The 19,916-nt window shown below is 70.1% G+C and carries 22 protein-coding genes and 1 other annotated feature; of the genes, 11 read left to right on the forward strand and 11 right to left on the reverse strand.

The annotated features are described in order from the left end of the window. Window positions 1–13 precede the first annotated feature (13 nt). On the forward strand, window positions 14–847 hold the full coding sequence (locus tag N8I71_RS11245) for a sugar phosphate isomerase/epimerase family protein (protein WP_262878079.1): 834 nt from the start codon (window positions 14–16) through the stop codon (window positions 845–847). Window positions 848–917: 70 nt separating this feature from the next. Here N8I71_RS11245 and N8I71_RS11250 read toward each other — a convergent pair whose 3' ends face one another. Beyond that, the gene (locus N8I71_RS11250) at window positions 918–2,084 is read right to left on the reverse strand and encodes an alpha-D-ribose 1-methylphosphonate 5-triphosphate diphosphatase (RefSeq protein WP_262878080.1); all 1,167 of its coding nucleotides are present in this window, start codon (window positions 2,082–2,084) and stop codon (window positions 918–920) included. Window positions 2,085–2,094: 10 nt separating this feature from the next. On the opposite strand from N8I71_RS11250, the gene N8I71_RS11255 reads away from it, so the two are divergent. After that, window positions 2,095–2,787, forward strand: a complete 693-nt coding sequence (locus N8I71_RS11255) for a DUF1045 domain-containing protein (RefSeq protein ID WP_262878081.1) — start codon at window positions 2,095–2,097, stop codon at window positions 2,785–2,787. On the opposite strand, the gene phnN is transcribed toward N8I71_RS11255, so the two are convergent. The 4 genes from phnN to N8I71_RS11275 form a co-directional block, all read right to left on the reverse strand. Continuing rightward, window positions 2,769–3,314, reverse strand: coding sequence for a phosphonate metabolism protein/1,5-bisphosphokinase (PRPP-forming) PhnN (phnN, locus tag N8I71_RS11260; RefSeq protein WP_262878082.1), 546 nt, complete (start codon window positions 3,312–3,314; stop codon window positions 2,769–2,771). The two genes, N8I71_RS11255 and phnN, sit on opposite strands and share 19 nt — an antisense overlap. Next, window positions 3,311–3,994 (reverse strand): phosphonate C-P lyase system protein PhnL, encoded by a 684-nt coding sequence (phnL, locus tag N8I71_RS11265; protein ID WP_262878083.1) that lies wholly within the window; start codon window positions 3,992–3,994, stop codon window positions 3,311–3,313. The genes phnN and phnL overlap by 4 nt, the downstream gene beginning before the upstream one ends. 7 nt (window positions 3,995–4,001) lie before the next feature. Continuing rightward, entirely contained in the window at window positions 4,002–4,772 is a 771-nt protein-coding gene (gene phnK / locus N8I71_RS11270) for a phosphonate C-P lyase system protein PhnK (protein ID WP_262878084.1), read from the reverse strand. 130 nt (window positions 4,773–4,902) lie between these two features. Next, complete coding sequence (locus tag N8I71_RS11275; RefSeq protein WP_262878085.1) at window positions 4,903–5,739, reverse strand: alpha-D-ribose 1-methylphosphonate 5-phosphate C-P-lyase PhnJ; 837 nt, start codon at window positions 5,737–5,739, stop codon at window positions 4,903–4,905. Window positions 5,740–5,822: 83 nt separating this feature from the next. Between N8I71_RS11275 and N8I71_RS11280 the strand changes: the two genes are divergently transcribed. Continuing rightward, complete coding sequence (locus N8I71_RS11280; protein WP_262878086.1) at window positions 5,823–6,134, forward strand: hypothetical protein; 312 nt, start codon at window positions 5,823–5,825, stop codon at window positions 6,132–6,134. A gap of 2 nt (window positions 6,135–6,136) precedes the next feature. Here the strand turns inward: N8I71_RS11280 and N8I71_RS11285 are convergent, their stop codons facing one another. The 3 genes from N8I71_RS11285 to phnG are packed head-to-tail and all read right to left on the reverse strand — an operon-like array spanning window position 6,137 to window position 8,283. Beyond that, window positions 6,137–7,228: a carbon-phosphorus lyase complex subunit PhnI gene (locus N8I71_RS11285; RefSeq protein WP_262878087.1), complete on the reverse strand. Its 1,092-nt coding sequence runs from the start codon at window positions 7,226–7,228 to the stop codon at window positions 6,137–6,139. Between the two features lie 3 nt (window positions 7,229–7,231). Beyond that, entirely contained in the window at window positions 7,232–7,801 is a 570-nt protein-coding gene (gene phnH / locus N8I71_RS11290; protein ID WP_262878088.1) for a phosphonate C-P lyase system protein PhnH, read from the reverse strand. After that, window positions 7,798–8,283, reverse strand: a complete 486-nt coding sequence (gene phnG / locus N8I71_RS11295) for a phosphonate C-P lyase system protein PhnG (RefSeq protein ID WP_262878089.1) — start codon at window positions 8,281–8,283, stop codon at window positions 7,798–7,800. Before phnG ends, phnH begins: the two co-directional genes overlap by 4 nt. A gap of 96 nt (window positions 8,284–8,379) precedes the next feature. Between phnG and phnF the strand changes: the two genes are divergently transcribed. Further along, window positions 8,380–9,096, forward strand: a complete 717-nt coding sequence (gene phnF / locus N8I71_RS11300) for a phosphonate metabolism transcriptional regulator PhnF (protein ID WP_262878090.1) — start codon at window positions 8,380–8,382, stop codon at window positions 9,094–9,096. Window positions 9,097–9,165: 69 nt separating this feature from the next. Here phnF and N8I71_RS11305 read toward each other — a convergent pair whose 3' ends face one another. Continuing rightward, window positions 9,166–10,365, reverse strand: coding sequence for an ROK family transcriptional regulator (locus N8I71_RS11305; protein WP_262878091.1), 1,200 nt, complete (start codon window positions 10,363–10,365; stop codon window positions 9,166–9,168). A gap of 178 nt (window positions 10,366–10,543) precedes the next feature. Here N8I71_RS11305 and N8I71_RS11310 point away from each other — a divergent pair, with 178 nt between their 5' ends. From N8I71_RS11310 to N8I71_RS11340, 7 genes are all read left to right on the forward strand, one after another. After that, window positions 10,544–11,563: a substrate-binding domain-containing protein gene (locus N8I71_RS11310; protein WP_262878148.1), complete on the forward strand. Its 1,020-nt coding sequence runs from the start codon at window positions 10,544–10,546 to the stop codon at window positions 11,561–11,563. A gap of 135 nt (window positions 11,564–11,698) precedes the next feature. Beyond that, a complete protein-coding gene (locus tag N8I71_RS11315) occupies window positions 11,699–12,775 on the forward strand; it encodes an ABC transporter permease (RefSeq protein WP_262878149.1) in 1,077 nt (358 codons plus the stop codon). After that, the gene (locus N8I71_RS11320) at window positions 12,772–13,545 is read left to right on the forward strand and encodes an ATP-binding cassette domain-containing protein (RefSeq protein WP_262878092.1); all 774 of its coding nucleotides are present in this window, start codon (window positions 12,772–12,774) and stop codon (window positions 13,543–13,545) included. Before N8I71_RS11315 ends, N8I71_RS11320 begins: the two co-directional genes overlap by 4 nt. Further along, window positions 13,529–14,170 carry a nucleoside/nucleotide kinase family protein gene (locus tag N8I71_RS11325; protein ID WP_262878093.1) on the forward strand — a complete coding sequence of 214 codons (642 nt, stop codon included), beginning with the start codon at window positions 13,529–13,531 and terminating at the stop codon, window positions 14,168–14,170. Before N8I71_RS11320 ends, N8I71_RS11325 begins: the two co-directional genes overlap by 17 nt. Before the next feature lie 107 nt (window positions 14,171–14,277). Then, a complete protein-coding gene (locus tag N8I71_RS11330; protein WP_262878094.1) occupies window positions 14,278–15,114 on the forward strand; it encodes a DUF6544 family protein in 837 nt (278 codons plus the stop codon). 65 nt (window positions 15,115–15,179) lie between these two features. Beyond that, a complete protein-coding gene (locus tag N8I71_RS11335) occupies window positions 15,180–16,232 on the forward strand; it encodes a TauD/TfdA family dioxygenase (protein ID WP_262878095.1) in 1,053 nt (350 codons plus the stop codon). Window positions 16,233–16,262: 30 nt separating this feature from the next. Next, a complete protein-coding gene (locus N8I71_RS11340; protein WP_262878096.1) occupies window positions 16,263–17,504 on the forward strand; it encodes an NAD(P)/FAD-dependent oxidoreductase in 1,242 nt (413 codons plus the stop codon). Here N8I71_RS11340 and eutC read toward each other — a convergent pair. Both eutC and N8I71_RS11350 read right to left on the reverse strand, forming a co-directional pair. Continuing rightward, the gene (gene eutC, locus N8I71_RS11345; RefSeq protein ID WP_262878097.1) at window positions 17,495–18,262 is read right to left on the reverse strand and encodes an ethanolamine ammonia-lyase subunit EutC; all 768 of its coding nucleotides are present in this window, start codon (window positions 18,260–18,262) and stop codon (window positions 17,495–17,497) included. The two genes, N8I71_RS11340 and eutC, sit on opposite strands and share 10 nt — an antisense overlap. Continuing rightward, window positions 18,259–19,635 carry an ethanolamine ammonia-lyase subunit EutB gene (locus N8I71_RS11350; protein WP_262878098.1) on the reverse strand — a complete coding sequence of 459 codons (1,377 nt, stop codon included), beginning with the start codon at window positions 19,633–19,635 and terminating at the stop codon, window positions 18,259–18,261. The genes eutC and N8I71_RS11350 overlap by 4 nt, the downstream gene beginning before the upstream one ends. Before the next feature lie 189 nt (window positions 19,636–19,824). Next, window positions 19,825–19,881: a sequence feature (sul1 is cis-regulatory element that is thought to sense ions involved in sulfur or methionine metabolism; They are found in Alphaproteobacteria), on the forward strand. Window positions 19,882–19,916 lie beyond the last annotated feature (35 nt).

Genomic DNA, 19,916 nt, shown 5'->3' on the forward strand with positions numbered 1-19,916 from the left:
GGAGCAGGCACAGATGACACCGATCCGCATCGGCGCGGCGCTCCCGGTGAGCGAACTCGCGACCTACCGCGACTGGCTGATCGAGGGACAGCGCGACCTCGAGATCCAGGATTTCTTCTCGACCGAGGTCCTGCTCGGCGACTGGCGCGGCCGGGTGGCCGAGGCGAAGGCCGCGCTCGACGGCTTCGGCGGGCGGCTCGGCATCCACGGCCCCTTCGTCGACGTGCCGATGAACTGCAACGACCCCGAACTCATGCCGATCGTCACCCGGCGCTTCCTCACCGGGCTAGAAGCCGCCATCGCGCTCGGCGCACGGCAGATGGTCGTGCATTCGCCCTTCACGATCTGGGACTACCGCAACTTCGGCGACAAGCCCGGCGGCGGCAACCGTCCCTCGCTCAAGGACAGCATCATCGCCGCCTGCCACGACGTCATGGCCCCCGTCGTGAAACGCGCCGAGGATCACGGCGTGACGCTGGTGATCGAGAACTGCGACGACATCTCGCCGATGGACCGGCTCGACCTCGCCCGCAGCTTCGACAGCGCGGCGGTGCGGCTTTCGATCGACACCGGCCATGCCCACAACGTCCATGTCGCGGAAGGCTCGGTGCCGGTCGATTACTTCGTCGTCGCCGCGGGCGACTGGCTCGACCATGTCCACCTGCAAGATACCGACGGCTTCGCCGACCGGCACTGGGCGCCCGGACGCGGCACGATAAACTGGGCCTCGGTCTTCGGCGCCCTCGCGGCCCTGCCCCGGCGCCCGCACCTGGTCCTCGAACTGCGCGACAGCGCCCATATCCCCCAGGCCATGGCCTACCTGGAGCGCGAAGGCCTTGCCTGCTGACAAGGTCCCGCCCCTTCATCTTTCCAAAAATACGCAACGCGGCACCGGCCGTCCCGCGCGGCCGCGGGCGTCAGGCGACGCGGCTCCCGGCCGACCAGACGCCGCGCAGGACGGGCACGCCCTCCACCGTGCGGAACCGCACCATGTCGGCCCGCATCCCCTCGGCCAGCCATCCCCGGTCCACAAGCCCCGCGGCATGGGCCGGCGCGGCGCTGACGGTGGCCATCGCCCGCGGCCAGTCACGCCAGATCTCCGCCAGCCGCACCGCGGAATACAGCAGCGCCGAAGGCACGTAGTCGGAGGACACGATGTCGAGCAGGTCCGCCTCGGCGAGGCGCGCGGCGGAGACGTTGCCGGAATGCGATCCGCCCCGGATCAGGTTCGGCGCCCCCATCATCACCGCGATGCCATGCTGCCGGCAGGCGCGCGCGGCCTCCTCGGTGGTCGGGAACTCGGCGAGCGCGATCCCGTGCGCGGCCGAGCGCGCAACGTGGCCCGCCGTGGTGTCGTCGTGGCTCGCCAGCACCGCCCCGAAGCGCTGCGCCGCCTCCACCGCGGCCCGTTCATGGCCCTCGCGCACCCGCGCGCCCAGCGCCTGCCGCGTCTCCACGTGCTCGCGGAACACCGTCTCGGACATCCCGTGCTTGCCCATCATGTAGGTCCGGTACTGCCCGATATCCGCGAACTGCCGCTGCCCGGGCGTATGGTCCATGAGCGAGACGATCCCGATCCGGTCCTCCGGGCCGAACTCCGCCAGCTCGTCGATCAGCGAGTGCGAGCACATCTCGGCCCTGAGATGCAGGTGATGGCTGATCTTCAGCGCCCCGGCCTCGCGCATCGCCAGAAGCTCGGAGGCGAGGTTGCGGGCATAGCGCGACCAGCCGATGCCGCCCTTCCCCTCGATCGAGCCCACCCGGATCGCGTCGTAGACCGTGGTGATCCCGCAGGCCGCCAGTTCCGCGTCATGGCCGACGATGGCCGCAGCGTGGGGCCAGTCGGCGGAGGGGCGCGGACGGATATGGCGTTCGAGGTTGTCGGTATGAAGCTCCACCAGCCCCGGCGCGAGGATGTCGCCCTCACAATCGGTCGCGCCCGCGGGCACGTCCGCGCCCGTCGCGATCTCCACGATCTCGCCGCCCGCGAACGAGATGCGCCCGCGCACCTCGCCGCCGGGCAGGATCAGGCGCGCATTGGCAAGGGTCCGGGTCTCGGGCATCAGGGGCTGGTCTCTGGGCATGGAGGTCTCAATGTCGGCTGAAGGATACGGGCGCTACGGAATATATGTCCTGCCCGAGGGCAGGTTCCACGACGCGGGCGCGGAATGGCTGGGATGGGACTGTGTCGCGGGCCGCGAGGTCGGGCATCCGGAGGTCGCGGGCCTGCCCGGACCGGCCGACGCCCTGACCGCGACGCCGCGCAAATACGGCTTCCACGGCACGGTGAAACCGCCTTTCCGCCTGGCGACCGGCACCGACGCGGCCATGCTCGACGAGGCCGCGCGGGCCTTCTGCTCCACCCGGGCCCCGGTCGAGATCCCGCTGCTGGAGGTGCGGCGTCTGGGCAATTTCATCGCGGTGGTTCCGACCGCACCGAGCGCGGCGCTGGCGGATCTCGCCGCCGAAACGGTCATGGCGCTCGACCGGTTCCGCGCCCCGCCCGCCGAGGCCGAGCTTGCCCGGCGCCGCAAAGCGAACCTCACCGCGCGGCAGGAGGAGAACCTGCTCCGCTGGGGCTACCCTTACGTGATGGAGGACTTCCGCTTCCATCTCACGCTGACGGGAAGGCTCGGACCGGAGGCCGCGGACATCGCGCGCGACGCGCTCGCGGCACATTTCGCGCCCGTCCTGCCGCGCCCCTTCCGGATCGGCAGCCTCTGCCTCGTGGGCGAGGACGACACGGGTCGTTTCCACCTCGTCCATCGCTACACCCTCTCGGGATAGAGCGCGGCCATCGCCGCCTCGACGGCACCGTCCAGCGCCCCGGAATTGTCGATCTCCGTCACCTGCAGCCCCGGGGGAAAGTCCGGTGCCGGACGGGCGAGGCGCCGCGCGATCTCACCGGGGCTTTCCCGACCGCGCCCCGACAGCCGCCGCGCCAGCACCTCGGGCCGCGCCGTGACGTGCAGCACATGCAGGCTTCCGAACCGGACCGCCGCCTTCGCAAGCACCCCGCGCGAGAGGTTCACCAGCGCATCGCGGCCAAGCGAGAGGACATCGTCCACCGCCACCGGAACGCCGTAGCTCAGCCCGTGGGCCTGCCAGTGCAACGCGAAGTCGCCCCCCGCCGCGCGCGCCGCGAAAAGCGCGGGGCTCACCGCCTCGAACTCCTCGCCGCCCGCCTCCGCATCGCGCGTGATGACGCGGCGCACCCGGTGCAGGTCCGGCCGCCGCGCGCAGAGCGCCTCCATCAGGCTGTCCTTGCCCACGCCCGACGGCCCGACAACCGCGATGAGCCGGCCGGCGCTCATGCCGCCCGCCCCGGCGAGAAACCCGTCACGTCGATCTCCCGGTCGGCGACGCGCGCCCGGGCCTCGAGATCGTGGAAGATGCCGACGATCGCCGCGCCCGAGGCCTTGGCCTCCTCGATCAGGGACAGAACCGTCTCGCGGTTCTGCGCATCGAGGCTCGCCGTCGGCTCGTCGAGCAGAAGCGCGGGGTAACGATGCACGAAACCGCGCGCGATGTTCACACGTTGCTGCTCGCCGCCCGAGAAGGTCGTGGGAGACAGCGACCAGAGGGCCTCGGGGATGCGCAGCCGGGTCAGAAGCGCGCGCGCGCGCTCCCGCGCCTCCTCCTCGGCCACGCCCAGCGCCAGAAGCGGCTCGGCCACGACATCGAGCGTCGGAACCCGCGGCACGACGCGCAGGAACTGCGAGACATAGCCCAGGGTCTCCCGCCGCAGCGCGAGGATCTCCCGCGGCTCGGCCCTCGTGATGTCGAGCCCCCCGATCCTGACCGCCCCCGCCTGCGCCAGGTAGTTGCCGTAGAGGATGCGCATGACGGTGGACTTGCCGGCCCCGCTCTCGCCGGTCAGCGCCACGCATTCGCCGGGCCGCACGCTGAAACCCGCGCCCGTGAGCACCGGGATCGTCACGCCGCCCTGGTTGTGCAGCGTGAAGGACTTGCCGAGATTCTGAACGTCGATCATGGGACCCTCACACCTGCAGGACAGAACTGACGAGAAGCTGCGTATAGGGCGCCTGCGGATCGTCGAGCACCTGGTCGGTCAGGCCGGTCTCGATGACGCGCCCGTCCTTCATCACCATCAGCCGGTCCGCCAGAAGCCGCACCACGGCCAGATCGTGCGTCACGACGATCGCCGACAATCCCATGCGCCGCACGAGGCCCCGGATCAGGTCCAGAAGCCGCGCCTGCACGCTGACGTCCAGACCGCCCGTGGGCTCGTCCATGAACACCAGCCGCGGACCCGTCACCAGGTTCCGCGCGATCTGCAGCCGCTGCTGCATGCCCCCCGAGAAGGCGGCGGGCCGGTCGTCGATCCGGCTTTCGTGGATTTCCACCCGATCGAGCCAATCGAGCGCCGCGCCCCGGATCTCGCCGTAGTGACGTGCGCCCACCGCCATCAGCCGCTCGCCCACGTTGCCGCCGGCGCTGACACGCATCCGCAACCCGTCGCGCGGGTTCTGGTGCACGAAGGCCCAGTCGGTGCGCCCCAGCATCCGCCGCTCGGGCTCGGACATCGCGAGCACGTCGCGCGGCCCCCCGGCGCGCGTGTCGAAGATCACCTCGCCCCGATCGGGCGGCAGATGCCCCGCCAGGCAATTGAGAAGCGTCGATTTTCCCGACCCGCTTTCGCCCACGATACCCAGCACCTCGCCGGGGTAGAGCGTGAAGGACACGTCGGTGCAGCCGATGCGGCCGCCATAGGTCATCGTCAGGGACTTCACGTCCAGAAGCGGTGTCATGCGCGCCCCTCCTTCATCTTTCCCAAAATACGCATCGCGGCGCCCGACGCCGGGCGCGCGGCCTGCCTGCGGTGCGCCCCGTTTTCTCCTGCGAAAACGGCCCCGGTCCGCCGGCGGTTCCGCCCGCCCCTCATGCCGCCTCCCCGCGCCTCCGGGCACAGAAATCCGTGTCCGAGCACACGAACATCCGCCCACCCGCGTCATCGGTGATGACCTCGTCGAGATAGGTGTCCTCCGCCCCGCAGAGCGCGCAGGGATGCGGCGCCTTGGAGGGGTCGAAAGGATGGTCCTCGAAATCGAGGCTGACGACCTTCGTGAAGGGCGGCACCGCGTAGATCCGCTGCTCCCGCCCGGCCCCGAAAAGCTGCAGCGCGGCCGATTCCAGCTTCGGGTTGTCGAATTTCGGGATCGGCGAGGGATCCATGACGTAGCGCCCCTCGACCTTCACCGGGTAGGCATAGGCGGTGGCGATCTCGCCGTGGCGCGAGATGTCCTCGTAGAGCTTCACGTGCATCAGCCCGTATTCCTCGAGCGCGTGCATCTTGCGGGTCTCGGTCTCGCGCGGCTCAAGGAACCGCAGCGGTTCGGGGATCGGCACCTGGTAGACGAGGATCTGGTCCTCCGTCAGCGGCGTCTCGGGAATGCGGTGACGGGTCTGGATGATCGTCGCCTCCGCGGTCTTCTCGGTCACCGCGACACCGGCGGTCTTCTCGAAGAACTTGCGGATCGAGACGGCGTTCGTCGTGTCGTCCGCGCCCTGGTCGATGACCTTGAACGTGTCCTCGGGCGTCAGGCAGGCCGCCGAGACCTGCACGCCGCCCGTGCCCCAACCGTAGGGCATGGGCATTTCGCGGCTGGCGAAGGGCACCTGGTAGCCCGGAACCGCCACGCCCTTCAGGATCGCGCGGCGGATCATGCGCTTGGTCTGCTCGTCGAGATAGGCGAAGTTGTAATCGGTGTCGCTCATGTCATCCTCGCGATGCCGCCATGATGGTGCCGGATTGGTCGGCCAGACCTGCGACCCAAGAGGTGTCTTTTGCCGGGGTCGCGATGTTTCCGCTGATCTTTTCGATTCTCTGGACCGTCGCCAGCACGGTCATCATCGCCACGAACTTCGAAGGTCTCTCGCCGTTCGAGCGCGCGTTGGCCGTGCTCTTCCCGCTCTTCGGGCTCTTCGCGGTCCGAACGAGCTGGCTGCACTGGCGCCGCCGCAGCAGCCTTCGCATCCAGGAGAACGATGGCGCGACCTGGTATGTCTGGATCGAACTCGACGGCAGCGAGCGCCGCTCGACCAGGGACCCGCGCGACGACTGGGACAGCGACAGCGGCGGGGATGGCAGCGGGGATGGCGGGGGCGACTAGGCTCATTCCGCGGCCTCCCGCCGTGTGGCGGCCATCGCCTCGCGCCTGAGCCGCCGGATCAGCTCCAGCTCGGACTGGAAGTCGACGTAGTGCGGCAGCTTGATGTGCTCGAGGAAGCCCGTCGCCTGCACGTTGTCGGAATGGTAGAGGACGAATTCCGCGTCCTGTGCCGGCGCGCCGACATCGTCCTCGCCCAGTTCCTCCCACCTCAGCGCCCGGTCGACGAGCGCCATCGAGATCGCCTTGCGCTCGGTCTGGCCGAAGACGAGGCCGTAGCCGCGCGTGAATTGCGGCGGCTCGGTCTTGGAACCCTTGAACTGGTTCACCGTCTCGCATTCGGTCAGCACGACCTCGCCCACATCCATCGAGAATCCGAGCTCGGGGATGTCCATCTCGACTGTGACCGTTCCGATGCGAAGCTCGCCCACGAAAGGATGGTTGCGCCCGTATCCGCGCTGCGTGGAATAGGCCATCGACAGCACGAAGCCCTCGTCCCCGCGTGTCAGCGCCTGGAGGCGCAGGGGCCGGTCGGCGGGAAAGTCGAGCGGCTCGCGCGTCAGGTCGCGGGGCGTCTCGGCGCCCTCGGGCTCGGGCTGGATCAGGTCCTCCCGGGCGAGAAACCCCGTCACATGCGGCATCGGCCCCTCGGCAGGGGCGCCGCGCTCGGCCTCCGGCACCGCCAGCCCCTCGGCGGCCAGCGCGAAGTCCAGAAGGCGGTGCGTGTAGTCGAAGGTCGGCCCCAGGACCTGCCCGCCCGGAAGGTCCTTGAAGGTTGCGCTGATGCGCCGGTCGCATGACATCGCGCCGGTATCCACCGGGCGCGAGGCCCCGAACCGCGGCAGCGTCGTGCGGTAGGCGCGGATCAGGAACACCGCCTCGATCAGGTCGCCGCGGGCCTGCTTGATGGCGAGCGCGGCGAGGTCGGGGTCGTAGAGCGACCCTTCCGCCATCACGCGGTTGACCGCCAGAGACAGTTGCTCGCGGATCTGCGCGACCGACAGCTCGGCCACCCCCGGGTCGCCCCGCCGCTCCTCGGCCAGCCAGGCATGGGCGTTGTCGATAGCGCGTTCGCCCCCCTTCACAGCGACATACATGGCTCAGCCCTCCGCGACGATGGTGGAGCGCGGCAGGCCGGCCACCCGGTCGCCGCAGGTGAAAAGACAATCGAAACCAAGGGGGAAACGGGCGCGATTGACGCGGAATGCGTCCACCTCCGGCAAGGACAACGCGGCCTCGGTCTCGATCCCCGGTCCGGTCAGCCGCGCGCCCCCGGCCGCGAGCGTCTCGACCTCGACGATCAGCGTCGCCGAGCGGTCGGGATATTCCGACGTCCCCACGGAAAAGCGCCCCACCGGCTGCAGCGCGCCCCAGGTGCCGAGCGCGAACTGCGCGGTCTCGGGTCCGCAGAGCGGCGCGGCGGTATGGAAGGCGATCCATGCGCGCACGTCGTCCGTGTCGTGGGACGGCGCGAGGAACAGGGGCGTCGTGGGATCGCAGAGCGTCATCAGGACGGCGCCTGCGGCGGGCGAACAGGGCGAAGGCGGCGCGGCGCCCGCGATACGCTCGATCCGGCCGGGCCGCGACAGGGCCTGCAGGACCGCGCGGAAGGCGTGGGCGGCCTCCACCGGCGGATCGGCGAAACCGCCGTCGAGTGCGGACAGGCTCATGCGTTGTCTCCCCGGACCATGGTGAAGAACTCGACCTTCGTGGCGGCCGCACGGGCGGCGCGCCCGCTCCGCACCGCCTCGGCCTGACGCCTCAGCGGGGCGAGGATCGCGGCGTCGAGCGCCTCGGCCTGCCCGGCCTCGGAGAGCGCATCGATCAGCGCCGCGACGAGCGCCGCGCGCTTGCTTCGCCCCTGGACATGGCCGTGGCCGACGGCGCCATCCGGCAGCCGCACCGCCGCGCGGGTCACCGTCATCTCGCCGAGGTTGAAGGGGGCGCCCGTCGCCCCGGCCCGGCCACGCACCATCACTGTCCCGATCTCGGGCGGGCGCAGGACCTCGTGCGCCGGATCGGCCCGGTCGCCGAGCCAGGACGACCAGAGCGCCAGAAGCTCCGCCTCGGGCGCGCGGGCCAGTGTGGAAAGACGCGCGCGGCGTGACGCCTGCGCCCCGTCTTCCACCGATTGCATCGCCGAATTCGACATCTTGCGCGTTTGTCCATTTATTTATACAACTATACAAGTTGATACATCCCGCGAGGCCACCGTGCAAGCGGCGCCGCATGAAACTTTGGTGACAGCATGGGACGTCCCGCACTCTGGATCTCGATCCGCGACCGGCTGGCCGAGGAGATCGCGCTTGGCCATTACGGGCCCGGCGACCGCCTGCCGACCGAGGCGCAGCTGGCCGGACGCTTCGGCGTGAACCGCCACACGGTCCGGCGTGCGCTGGCCGCGCTGGCCGAGGCCGGGACGGTCCATGCCCGCCGGGGTGCGGGCGTCTACGTGCAGCACCGTCCGACCCCTTACGCCATCGGCCGGCGCGTGCGGTTCCACCAGAACCTGCTGGCCGCCGGGCGCGTGCCGGAAAAGCGCGTCCTGTTGATCGAGACGCGCGCGGCTGGCCCCGACGAGACCGGGGCGCTGGCCCTCCCGCCCGAGGCGCCGGTGCATGTCTACGAGGGACTGAGCCTGTCGGACGGCGTCCCCATCGCGCTGTTCCGCTCGGTCTTTCCGGCCGACCGCCTGCCGGACCTTCCCAGGGCGCTGTCGGAAACGGGATCGGTGACGGCGGCGCTGGCGGCGGCGGGCGTCGACGATTACACCCGCGCGCGCACGGAGATCACGGCCAAGCCCGCGACGCCGACACTTGCCGCGCAACTGCGCCTTGCGGCCGGCGCACCGATCCTGCGGACGGTCGGCGTGAACGTGGACCGGGTGGGCATTCCGGTGGAATACGGCCGCACCTGGTTCGCCGGGGATCGCGTGGCGCTGACGCTGGGCGCCGACGATCTGTAGCCAAGGAAGCTCATGCGGCACATGAGCGTCGTCGGCTTATGGATTGTAATTCATGACTCTTGCAGGCGCTCAGTCCACGAGGAACCGCGCACTCAGCGGCAAGCTGGCCGCGCCGAGCGCCCTTGCATCGGCGCCGATCGTCCCGCTCCGGATGGCGGGCCGGCGGATGCCCGAGAGGTCCAGGCCGTCGAGCGCCGCCTCCACCCTTACCCTGAGGTCGGCAAGAACCCGGCGCGGCAGCCAGCCGTCGAGCAGGATCGCGTCGAGATCGAGAAGCGCCTGGGCTGCAAGCACCGCGTGCGCCAGCGCCGGGGCCGCATGATCCAGCCAGTCCTCCAGCGCCGCCTCGGGGATGTCCCAGCCCTCGGCATCGTTCCAGATATGCGTCGCATCCTGCCCCATCTCTACAAGCCGCCGCTCCAGCTTGGATAGCGACGCAAGCTCGATGAGCGGGAGCATTCTTCCGTCGGTGTCGGGCACGACCAGCGGACCGAGACCCGCCGCATTGCCCGTCGCACCGGTATAGAGCGAGCCGCGCAGCACAAGGCCGCCACCGATGAAGAAGGCGACGAAGAAACTGAGGAAATTGGGCGGTCGCGGCGAAGCCCCGAAGACGAGTTCCGCACTGCAGGCCGCCGTCGCATCGTTCTGGACGAAAAGAGGAAGGTCGATCCGCTCGGCCAGTTCCGCCCCGAGGTCGCGGGTCTCCCAGTTCGCCATGCGCGCCGGGTCGACCCCGATCTGCGCGGCCCAGTTCCACAGGTGGAACGGCATCGCGATGCCCATTCCCGCCAAGCGCCCCCTCAGCGCCGGGGCGAGCCGGTTGCGGATCGTTCCGCAGCCCGAGACGGTGAAGGCCAGCACGTTGTCGAAGTCGGGATAGGAATGGATCTGCTTTTCCCGGTCGATGATCGTGCCGAGGAAATCCGTCAGCACGAGCTCCAGCGACCGGCGACCGACCTTCAGACCGAGGAAGAACGCGCCCGTCGGGTTCAGCGACAGGGGAACGGAGGGTTGCCCGACGCGCCCGCGCTGCGGCGCGCCCCGCCGGATCAACTGATCGGCCTCGAGCGCCCGAATCAGCCGCGAGACGGTCTGCGCCGACAATCCCGTGCGTCGCGCGACCTCGGCGCTCGCCAGCCCCGAGGACCGGCGCAGAAGCGTCAGGACAAGGCGCTCGTTCTGCTCGCGCATGCCGCTCTGGTTCGTCCCGAGCTGGGTCGATCCGCCCGGGATGTTCTCCCGCTCGCTGTCCGTGAGGTGTTCCATCCTGGGCGAGTCTTCTCTCTCCGGGGCCGGTCTGGCAAGGTGCGTTAATAAATATCTCTCTGGAAGTTATTTATTGACTCGGCCCCGGCCCTGCGTAAAGACTCGTGTTGTCAGGCCGAATGGCCCGAGCTGGACCGGGAGGGTCCGGACGACAGTGGAGGAGACCAGAATGAAAAAGATGAAGCTCGCGCTGCTCAGCGGCGCGGTCGCGCTTGCCGGCAGCGGTGCAGCCTTTGCAGATGCCCATGGCGGCGTTACCGCGTGCCTGATCACCAAGACCGACACCAACCCCTTCTTCGTGAAGATGCGCGAAGGCGCGACCGCGGCCGCGGAGGCCGCCGGCATCACGCTGCAGACCTATGCGGGCGCCATCGACGGTGACGTCGAGTCCCAGGTCGCGGCCGTCGAGACCTGCATCGCGGCAGGCGCCTCGGGCATCCTGATCACGCCGTCCGACAGCCGCGCGCTCGCGCCGGTGATCGGCCAGGCGCGCGAGGCCGGCCTTCTGGTCATCGCGCTCGACACCCCCTTCGAGCCCGCGGACACGGCCGACGCGACCTTCGCCACCGACAACTTCGAGGCGGGCCGCCTGATCGGCGCATGGGCCGCCGCGACGCTGGGCGACGCGGCCGCCGACGCGCGCATCGCGACGCTGGACCTGAACGCCTCGGAAGTTTCGGTCGACTACCTGCGCAACCAGGGCTTCATGACCGGCTTCGGCATCGAGGTGAACGACCCGACCGACATCGGTGACGAGGACGATCCGCGCATCGTCGGCAGCGACGTGACCAACGGCAACGAGGAAGGCGGCCGGACCGCGATGGAGAACCTTCTCCAGATCGATCCGAGCATCAACGTGGTCTACACGATCAACGAACCGGCCGCGGCCGGTGCCTACGAGGCGCTGAACGCCTTCGGGCTCACCGAGCAGGCGCTGATCGTGTCGGTCGACGGCGGCTGCCCGGGCGTCCAGGACGTGGCCGAGGGCATCATCGGCGCGACCGCCATGCAGTTCCCGCTGCTCATGGCTTCGCTCGGGGTCGAGGCGATCATCGCCCACGCCGCGGACGGGACCATGCCCGAGAACAGCGAAGGGCTGGAGTTCTTCAACACCGGCGTGATGCTGGTGACGGACCAGCCGGTGGACGGGATCGAGTCGATCACGTCGGCCGAGGCGCTGGAACTCTGCTGGGGCTGAGGCCCATCTCCTGACGGGCGGCGCCGGACAACCTGCGCGCCGCCCGTCTGCCATCCCCCAACGATCATGCGATTTCTGGTGTCCCGCCTTGCCGCGAGCGGCCGGGCCGTGGCACCCTCCCCCATGGAGGACGAGATGTCGGACAGCCCCCAACCCGGCGGCCAGGACTACGAGAGGCGCCTGAACGAGAGCGCGGCCGCGGTGGCCGAGTTCGAGCATACGCCGCGCGGCTTCCTGGGCACGGTCCAGCACGTCCTGCACGCCAACCCGACCTTCGTGCCGGTGATCGTGCTCGTGGCCTCCATCGCCGTCTTCGGCGTGATCGCGGGCGAACGCTTCTTCTCGCCCTTCAACCTGACGCTCATCATGCAGCAGGTGTCGATCATCGGCATCCTCGCCGCGGCGCAGACCCTCATCATCCTGACCGCGGGCATCGACCTGTCGGTGGCGGCCATCATGGTCCTGATGAGCGTGATCTCGGGCAAGCTCGCCGTCACGCTGGGCGTGCCCGCCCCCATCGCGCTCGCCGTCAGCTTCGCCGGCGGGATCGCGGCGGGCTACCTCAACGGCTGGCTGGTGACGAAGGTCAAGCTGCCGCCCTTCATCGCCACGCTCGGCACCTGGAACGTGTTCTTCGCGCTGAACCTCTGGCTTTCGGGCGCGCAGTCGATCCGGGGCTCCGATATCGACGAGGTCGCGCCGCTTCTGAAATTCTTCGGCAACAGCTTCGAGATCGGCTCGGCGCGGCTGACCTTCGGCACACTCCTTATGGTCGTGATCTTCGTGGTGCTCTGGTACATCCTGAACAAGACCGCCTGGGGCCGCCACGTCTACATGATCGGCGACGACAAGGAGGCCGCCGAGATGGCCGGCATCCGCACGGACCGGACGCTCCGGCAGGTCTACATGCTGGCCGGGTTCATCTGCGCTCTGGCGGCATGGGCCTCGATCGGGCGGGTCGGATCGATCTCGCCGCAGAGCTTCTACGAGGGCAATCTCGAAAGCATCACCGCCGTGGTGATCGGAGGCATATCCCTCTTCGGGGGGCGCGGCTCGATCATGGGCGCGCTCTTCGGGGCGCTGATCGTCGGCGTCTTCCAGTCGGGTCTCCGGCTCGCCGGGGTCGACGTGCTCTGGCAGGTCTTCGCGATCGGCTGGCTCATCATCATCGCGGTCGCCATCGACCAATGGATCAGAAAGGTGTCGGCATGACGGAGCCCCTTCTGAAGGCCCGCGGCCTCGTCAAGCGCTACGGCCGCGTAACCGCCCTCGACCACGCGGATTTCGACCTCATGCCGGGCGAGATCCTGGCCGTGATCGGCGACAACGGCGCGGGCAAGTCTTCGCTCATCAAGGCGATCTCGGGGGCGACGACGCCCGACGAGGGGACCATCACGCTGGAAGGGCGCGAAGTCCGCTATGCCTCGCCGCTGCAGGCGCGCGAGGCGGGGATCGAATGCGTCTACCAGACGCTTGCCCTCAGCCCCGCGCTGTCGATCACCGACAACATGTTCTGCGGGCGGGAACTGCGCAAACCCGGCATCCTCGGCAAATGGTTCGGACTGCTGGACCAGAGGGCGATGGAGGAATTCGCGCGGCAGAAACTGACCGAACTGGGCCTGATGACGATCCAGAACATCAACCAGGCGGTCGAGACGCTGTCGGGCGGACAGCGGCAGGGCGTGGCGGTGGCCCGCGCCGCCGCCTTCGGGTCCAAGGTCATCATCCTCGACGAGCCGACGGCTGCACTCGGCGTGAAGGAAAGCCGCAAGGTGCTCGACCTTATCCGGGACGTGCGTTCGCGCGGGACGCCGGTGGTCCTGATCAGCCACAACATGCCCCATGTCTTCGAGCTGGCCGACCGGATCCACATCCACCGGCTCGGCCGGCGCCTGACGGTGGTCAAGCCGGGCGACGTGTCGATGTCCGACGCCGTCGCCCTCATGACGGGAGCGATGACGCCCGATGCCATCCACGCCTGAAGCGCTCGCCGATGCGGCGGCGCGGCAGCTCTGCACCCTGCCCGGACCGCGCAGCCTCGTGGCCATCGCGGGGCCGCCGGGTGCGGGCAAGTCGACCGTTTCCGACCGTATCCTGGCCCGCCTCGCCGACGAGGGCCGAACGGCCGCGGTGGTGCCGATGGACGGTTTTCATCTCGACAACGCGCTTCTGGCCGCGCGCGGCCTTCTGCACCGCAAGGGCGCGCCCGAGACCTTCGACGCCGATGGCTTCCGGCACCTTGTCGCGCGGATCGCGGCGGGCGAGCCCGAGGTGATCTATCCCGTCTTCGACCGCAGCCGCGACATCGCCATCGCCGGGGCGGGTGTCCTGAAGGCGGACGTGGAATTCGTGCTGTTCGAGGGAAACTACCTTCTGCTGCGGGAGGCGCCCTGGTCCGGGCTCGCGCAGTACTGGACCCGCACGATCTGGATCGACGCCCCCCTTCCGACGCTCGAGGCGCGGCTGATGGAGCGCTGGCATGCCGAGGGCCTGGGAGAGGACGAGGCCCGCACGCGTGTCCAGGGCAACGACCTGCCCAACGCGCGCCGCGTGATCGAAGGCAGCCTGCCGGGCGACATCGTCCTGCGCGTGGCCGCACCGTCCTGATCCGCCGGGACCGGGGGCGCAAAGGCCGCCTCCCTTGATCCATGTCATCGCGCGCAAGGCCGCCTGGGGGTGAAACCGTCGCCCGTCACGACCCTGCGGACCGTACCATGAAGATCGTTCTCTTTCTCCTGGCAGCCCTCTGCCTGTGCCTTCTGGCGCTTGGCATCCTGCGCTTCCTCGACTGGCGCGGGGACAGGCAGGAATGGCAGCGTCTCGCCGCCCTGCAACCTGCCGCCCCGCCGATCTACGGCTCCGATCGCGTGGCCGGCCTGCCGGACCCCGCGAGGCGCTATTTCGGCTTCACCATCGCCGAGGGCACCCCGCTCCTGCCGGTGGCGGAGATCGACATGGGAGGGCGCTTCAGCCTCGGGACGAAAGAGGCGCCGAACTACCAGCCGATGGAGGCGCGCCAGATCCTCGCCGCGCCCGAGGGCTTCGTGTGGTCCGTGCGCCTGCGCGGCGGCATGCCCATCTCGGGCTCGGACACGGGAACGTGGATGCGGTTCAGGATCCTCGGCCTCGTTCCCGTGGTGCGGGTCGGCGGCACGGATGATCACCGCCGCTCCGCCTTCGCGCGCTTCGCGGCCGAGGCCGTGTTCTGGAGCCCCGCGGCCCTTCTGCCCGGTCCCGGAGTGACATGGTCCGAGTTGGACGAGGACACCGCCCGCGTGACCCTTCGCCGGGGCGACCTCGAACAGGCGGTCGATGTCACCGTCGACGCCGAAGGCCGCCCACTTCATGTCTCGATGCAGCGCTGGACCGACGCCAACCCGGAGAAGGTGCACCGTCTGCAACCCTTCGGCGGATACCTCTCCGACTTTCGCGAAGTCGGCGGCTACCGCCTGCCCTTCCGCGTCGAGGCGGGCAACATGTTCGGGACAGACGCCTATTTCCCCTTCTTCCTCGCCGAGGTGACGGACATCCGGTTCCCCCCTCCGGAGTGAAGAAACGGTCGCGGTGGCCGCGCCGAGTTGCTACCAGTCGGATCGAACCACCATCCCGCGACGCCATGCCCGATACCGCACTTCCCCCCGCCTTCACCGGTCCCGCCGCCTGGATCGGCGCCGACCTGCGCGCCCGGCCCGAGGACTGGCGGACGGAACTGGGCCCCGCCGACATCGCCGATCTCGAGCAGGCCGCGCGCCATTTCCTGTCGCTCGGCCGCGATATCGGCACGATCAGCTGGGCGGACTTCCCCCTCGGTCCCTTCGCGCAACACCTCGACGCGCTCCGCGAGAAGCTTCTTCACGGCATCGGCTTCGAGGTGATCTCCGGCTTGCCGGTGGAACGGTACACGCGCGAGATGTCGGCGGCGATCTTCTGCGGGATCGGCGCGCATCTTGGCTCGGCCCGCTCGCAGAACCGGGACGGCCACATCCTCGGCCACGTCCGGGATACCGGCGCCGATCCGGCCGACCCGAACGCCCGCATCTACCAGACCAACGCGCGCCAGAGCTTCCACACCGACAGCGCGGACGCCGTGGGCCTGCTGTGTCTGCGCGAGGCGAAAGCGGGGGGCGATTCCCTCCTCGTGAGCGTGGAGACGATCTTCAACCGGATGCGCGAGACGCGCCCCGATCTTCTCGAACGCCTGTTCGATCCGATCGCCACCGACCGGCGCGGCGAGGTTCCGCCGGGCATGGCGCCCTTCATGACGATCCCGCCGCTCAGCTGGCATGACGGCAAGCTCACCGTCTTCTACCAGCGCCAGTACATCGACAGCGCCCAGCGCTTTCCCGAGGCGATGCGGCTGACGCCAGCGCATGTCGAGGCGCTGGACCTTTTCGACAAGCTGGCCGACGACCCCGAGTTGCACCTGTCGATGCGGCTCGGGCCCGGCGATATGCAGTTTGTCTACAACCATTCGCAGCTGCACGACCGGACCGGCTTCACCGACTGGCCCGAGCCCGGCAAACGCCGCCATCTCCTTCGGCTGTGGCTGTCGCTCGACGGGGACCGGGAGTTGCCCGACTGCTTCCGCCAGCGCTACGGCAGCATCGAGATCGGCAATCGCGGGGGCATCGTGGTCGAGGGAACGAGGCTTCATGCGCCGCTCGACTGACGCCTCCCGACCAGCCCGAGGATGCCGCCAATGACCGATTTCGACATCGCGGTCGCGGGCGCCGGCATCGTCGGCACCAGTACCGCGCTCTGGGCACAGATGCGCGGGCATCGCGTCGTCCTGCTCGACCCGGCACCGCCCGGCTCGGGGACGAGCTCGGGCAATGCCTGCACGATCGCCACCTATGGCTGCCTGCCCGTGAACGACCCCGCGGTCCTGACCGCCCTGCCCCGGCTGCTGTTTGCGCGCGACAGCCCGCTGTCGGTGTCGTGGTCCCATGCGCTGCGCAATCCGCGCTGGATGCTCGGCTTCCTCGCCAATTGCAGGCGCGGCCCGTCGCGGCGCATCGCGGGGCATCTGGCCGACCTCCTGTCCCACGCCGATGCCGGGCTGAACCCGCTGATCGCCGAGGCCGGGGCGGAGGACCTGATCCTCGCGCGCGGTCAGCTCACGATCTGGTCCACGGCCGAGGCCGCGCGGGGCGCCGACGCGGGCCTCGCGCGACGCCGCGAACTGGGTGTCCGGGCCGAGGAGATCACCGTCGCCGAAGCCCGCGCGCTGGAACCCGGCCTCGCCCTGCCGATCGAGCGGGCGGTCATGTTCCCCGAGGCGCGCCACGTGCAGGACCCCGAGCGACTGGTGCAACGGTTCCACGCCCGTTTCGAGGCGCTCGGCGGCACGACCGTCTCGGCGCGGGTCACCGCGACGCGCGCGCAGGGGGACCATGTGCGCATCACGGCGGATGGGCGGACCCTGACGGCGGGGCGCGTCGTCCTGGCCGCCGGGGCCTTTTCGGGCGCGGTCGCGGGATCGGGCGCCGAGCGCCTGCCGCTCGGAACCGAGCGCGGCTATCACCTCCTCTACTCCGGCGAGGCGCACAGGATCAGCCGCCCCGTGGGCTGGGCCGAGGGCGGGTTCTACGCCGTGCCGATGGCCCGCGGCCTGAGGCTGGCGGGGACGGTCGAGATCGCGGGCCGGGACGCGCCGCCGAACCCTGCGCGTCTCGCCTATCTCGAACGCCGCGGGCAGGAGATGTTCGGGACACTTCCCGCCCCGACGTCGAGCTGGCTCGGCTTCCGCCCCACCATGCCCGACTCTCTCCCCGTGATCGGCCGCAGCCCCGCCTCCGAGCGCATCATCCACGCCTTCGGGCACCAGCATCTCGGCCTCACGCTCGGCGGCATCACGGGCCGCATCGCCTGCGACCTCGCCGAAGGGCGGCAACCCAACATCGCCATCGACGCCTACAGGCCCGGACGGCGCTACGCCTGATCATCCGGCGCGGCAAGACGCGCCCCGGCGGCGAGGCTCTGGCTCAACGCCACGCCGCTCTGCCCCGTGCGCCGCATGGCAAGGATGAGCCGACAGGCCTGGTCGGAGGCCGCCTCCACGCCCATGCCCGCATCGCGTATGTTCGAGATGCAGTTGCGCGCGCTGTCGGGCGTCTCCGCTAGCGGGCGATGGGTGATGTAGACGCCGAGACTGTCGGAGGCCGACAGGCCCGGCCTCTCGCCCAGAGCCACGACGACGGTTTCCGCGCCCATGGCGCGCGCGATCCCGTCGCCCAGCGCCACCCGCGCCTGGTGGGCGAGGATCACCGGCCCGACGCTCAGGCCCTCCGCCGCGAGCCGCCCGGCGAGCGTGGCCACGAAGGCCACGCCGTTCAGCATGACCGCCGTCGCCGACAGCCCGTCGCCCAGCACCAGCGCGACGTCAGCCGGGCCCGCATCGGCCAGCGCGGCCTCCGCCTCGCCGGACAGGCGCCGCCCGAGGTCGGGCCGACGGATGAAGGTCTCGCGGGTTCCCGCAAGGCTCGTGACCGTCCGGTGCGCCAGCCCAGACCGCCCGAGCGCCGCCGAAAGCGCGGCCTCGTCGAGCCCCGCCAGAACCGCCGCCCGCGCCTGCGCGTGGTCGAGCGCGAAGTCGAGCGTCGCGCGCGTGTCGGGTGCGCGTCCCCTTGCGCCGAAGGTCAGCCGCGCCTCGGTCAGCGCGCGAATCTCCTCGCGGGATATGACATCGCGCCCCGTCATGCCGCCGGCAGCCGCAGACGCCCCAGCGCCTCGCCCAGCGCGGGCAGCGCCGCCTCCCCGGTGCCGATCCCGTTTGCTTCCATCCAGGCCGCGAACTCGGGCGCGGGCGGGCGGCCCAGCGTGTCGCGGATGAACCCCGCATCGTGGAAGGAGAGCGACTGGTAGTTCAGCATGATGTCGTCGGCGCCCGGCACGGTGATGACGAAGTTCACCCCCGCCGCGGCCAGCGCGGTCAGAAGGATGTCCATGTCCTCCTGGTCCGCCCAGGAATGGTTGGTGTAGCAGATATCCACCCCCATCGGCAGGCCGAGGAGCTTGCCGCAGAAATGGTCCTCCAGCCCCGCGCGGATGATCTGCTTGCCGTCGGCGAGGTATTCCGGCCCGATGAAGCCGACGACCGTGTTGACCAGGAGCGGATCGTAGCGGCGGGCCACGGCATAGGCGCGCGCCTCCATCGTCTGCTGGTCCATCCCGTGATGCGCCTCGGCCGACAGCGCGGCACCCTGCCCCGTCTCGAAATACATCAGGTTGGCACCTTGGGGCGCCCGGCCAAGGGCGCGGACGGCGTCATGTGCCTCGTCCAGCATGGCAAGCGTCACGCCGAAACCCGCGTTCGCCTTGCCCGAACCCGCGACGGACTGGAACACGAGGTCGACCGGCGCGCCCGCCTCCATCGCGGCGAGCGCGGTCGTCACGTGCCCCAGAACGCAATGCTGCGTCGGGACGGCAAGCTGCGTGCGGATTGCCTCCAGCACCTCGCAGATGCGGATGTAGTCCGGCAGCGTGTCGGTCGCGGGGTTCACGCCGATCACCGCGTCCCCCGCCCCGTGCAGCAGGCCGTCGAGCGCCGACAGCGCGATGCCCCGGCTGTCGTCGGTGGGATGGTTCGGCTGGTTGCGGGTGGAAAGCCGCCCGCGCAACCCGATCGTCGAGCGGTACCGCGTGACCACCTCGATCCGCGCGGCCACCGCGATCAGGTCCTGCGCGCGCATGATCTTGCTGACGGCGGCGGCCATCTCGGGCGTGATGCCCCGGGCTACCCCCGAGATTTCGGTTGCGTCCGTGGCCGGGTCGAGCAGCCAGTCGCGAAAACCCCCGACCGTCAGCGCGGAGACGGGCGCGAAGGCCGCCGGGTCGTGCTGGTCGGCGATCAGTTCGCTGACCGGGTCGCCGTCCACCTCCAGCACGTCGCCGAGGAAATCCGACAGGGCCACATCGGCGAGGCAGCGCTGCGCGGCGATACGCTCCACCGGGCCCTCGGCGGCAAGACCGGCCAGCGCGTCCCCGCTCCGCTCGGGCGAGGCGCGGGCGAGCAGCGTCTTGAGCGAGGCAAAGCTGTAGCGGGTGCCCTGGATGTCCGCGCGGTAGGTCATGGCCGAAACCTCAGCATGCCGCCCCGCGCGGGACAAGAGCCGAAGCGCGCCGCCCCGGGGCCCGCCTTGCCCGGGGGCGCATCCGGGGGGCAAAGAGTGGAAAACCCGTGCAATCCCGCCGCAGGACATCTCCGACGGAGGCCGGCGGGTTGCCTACGGGCCCGCGACCCGTTAGCGGGAGGCGACGAACCCGGACCCGGCCGAGATGCCGGGTGGCTCTTCCGGCCGCCTATCCGCCGGACAACGCTACGCCAGGCAAGACGCAAGGACCGGTGCCGCAC

Origin of the sequence: Roseicyclus sediminis (assembly GCF_025515305.1) — a bacterium.
Taxonomy (GTDB): Bacteria; Pseudomonadota; Alphaproteobacteria; order Rhodobacterales; family Rhodobacteraceae; genus Roseibacterium; species Roseibacterium sediminis.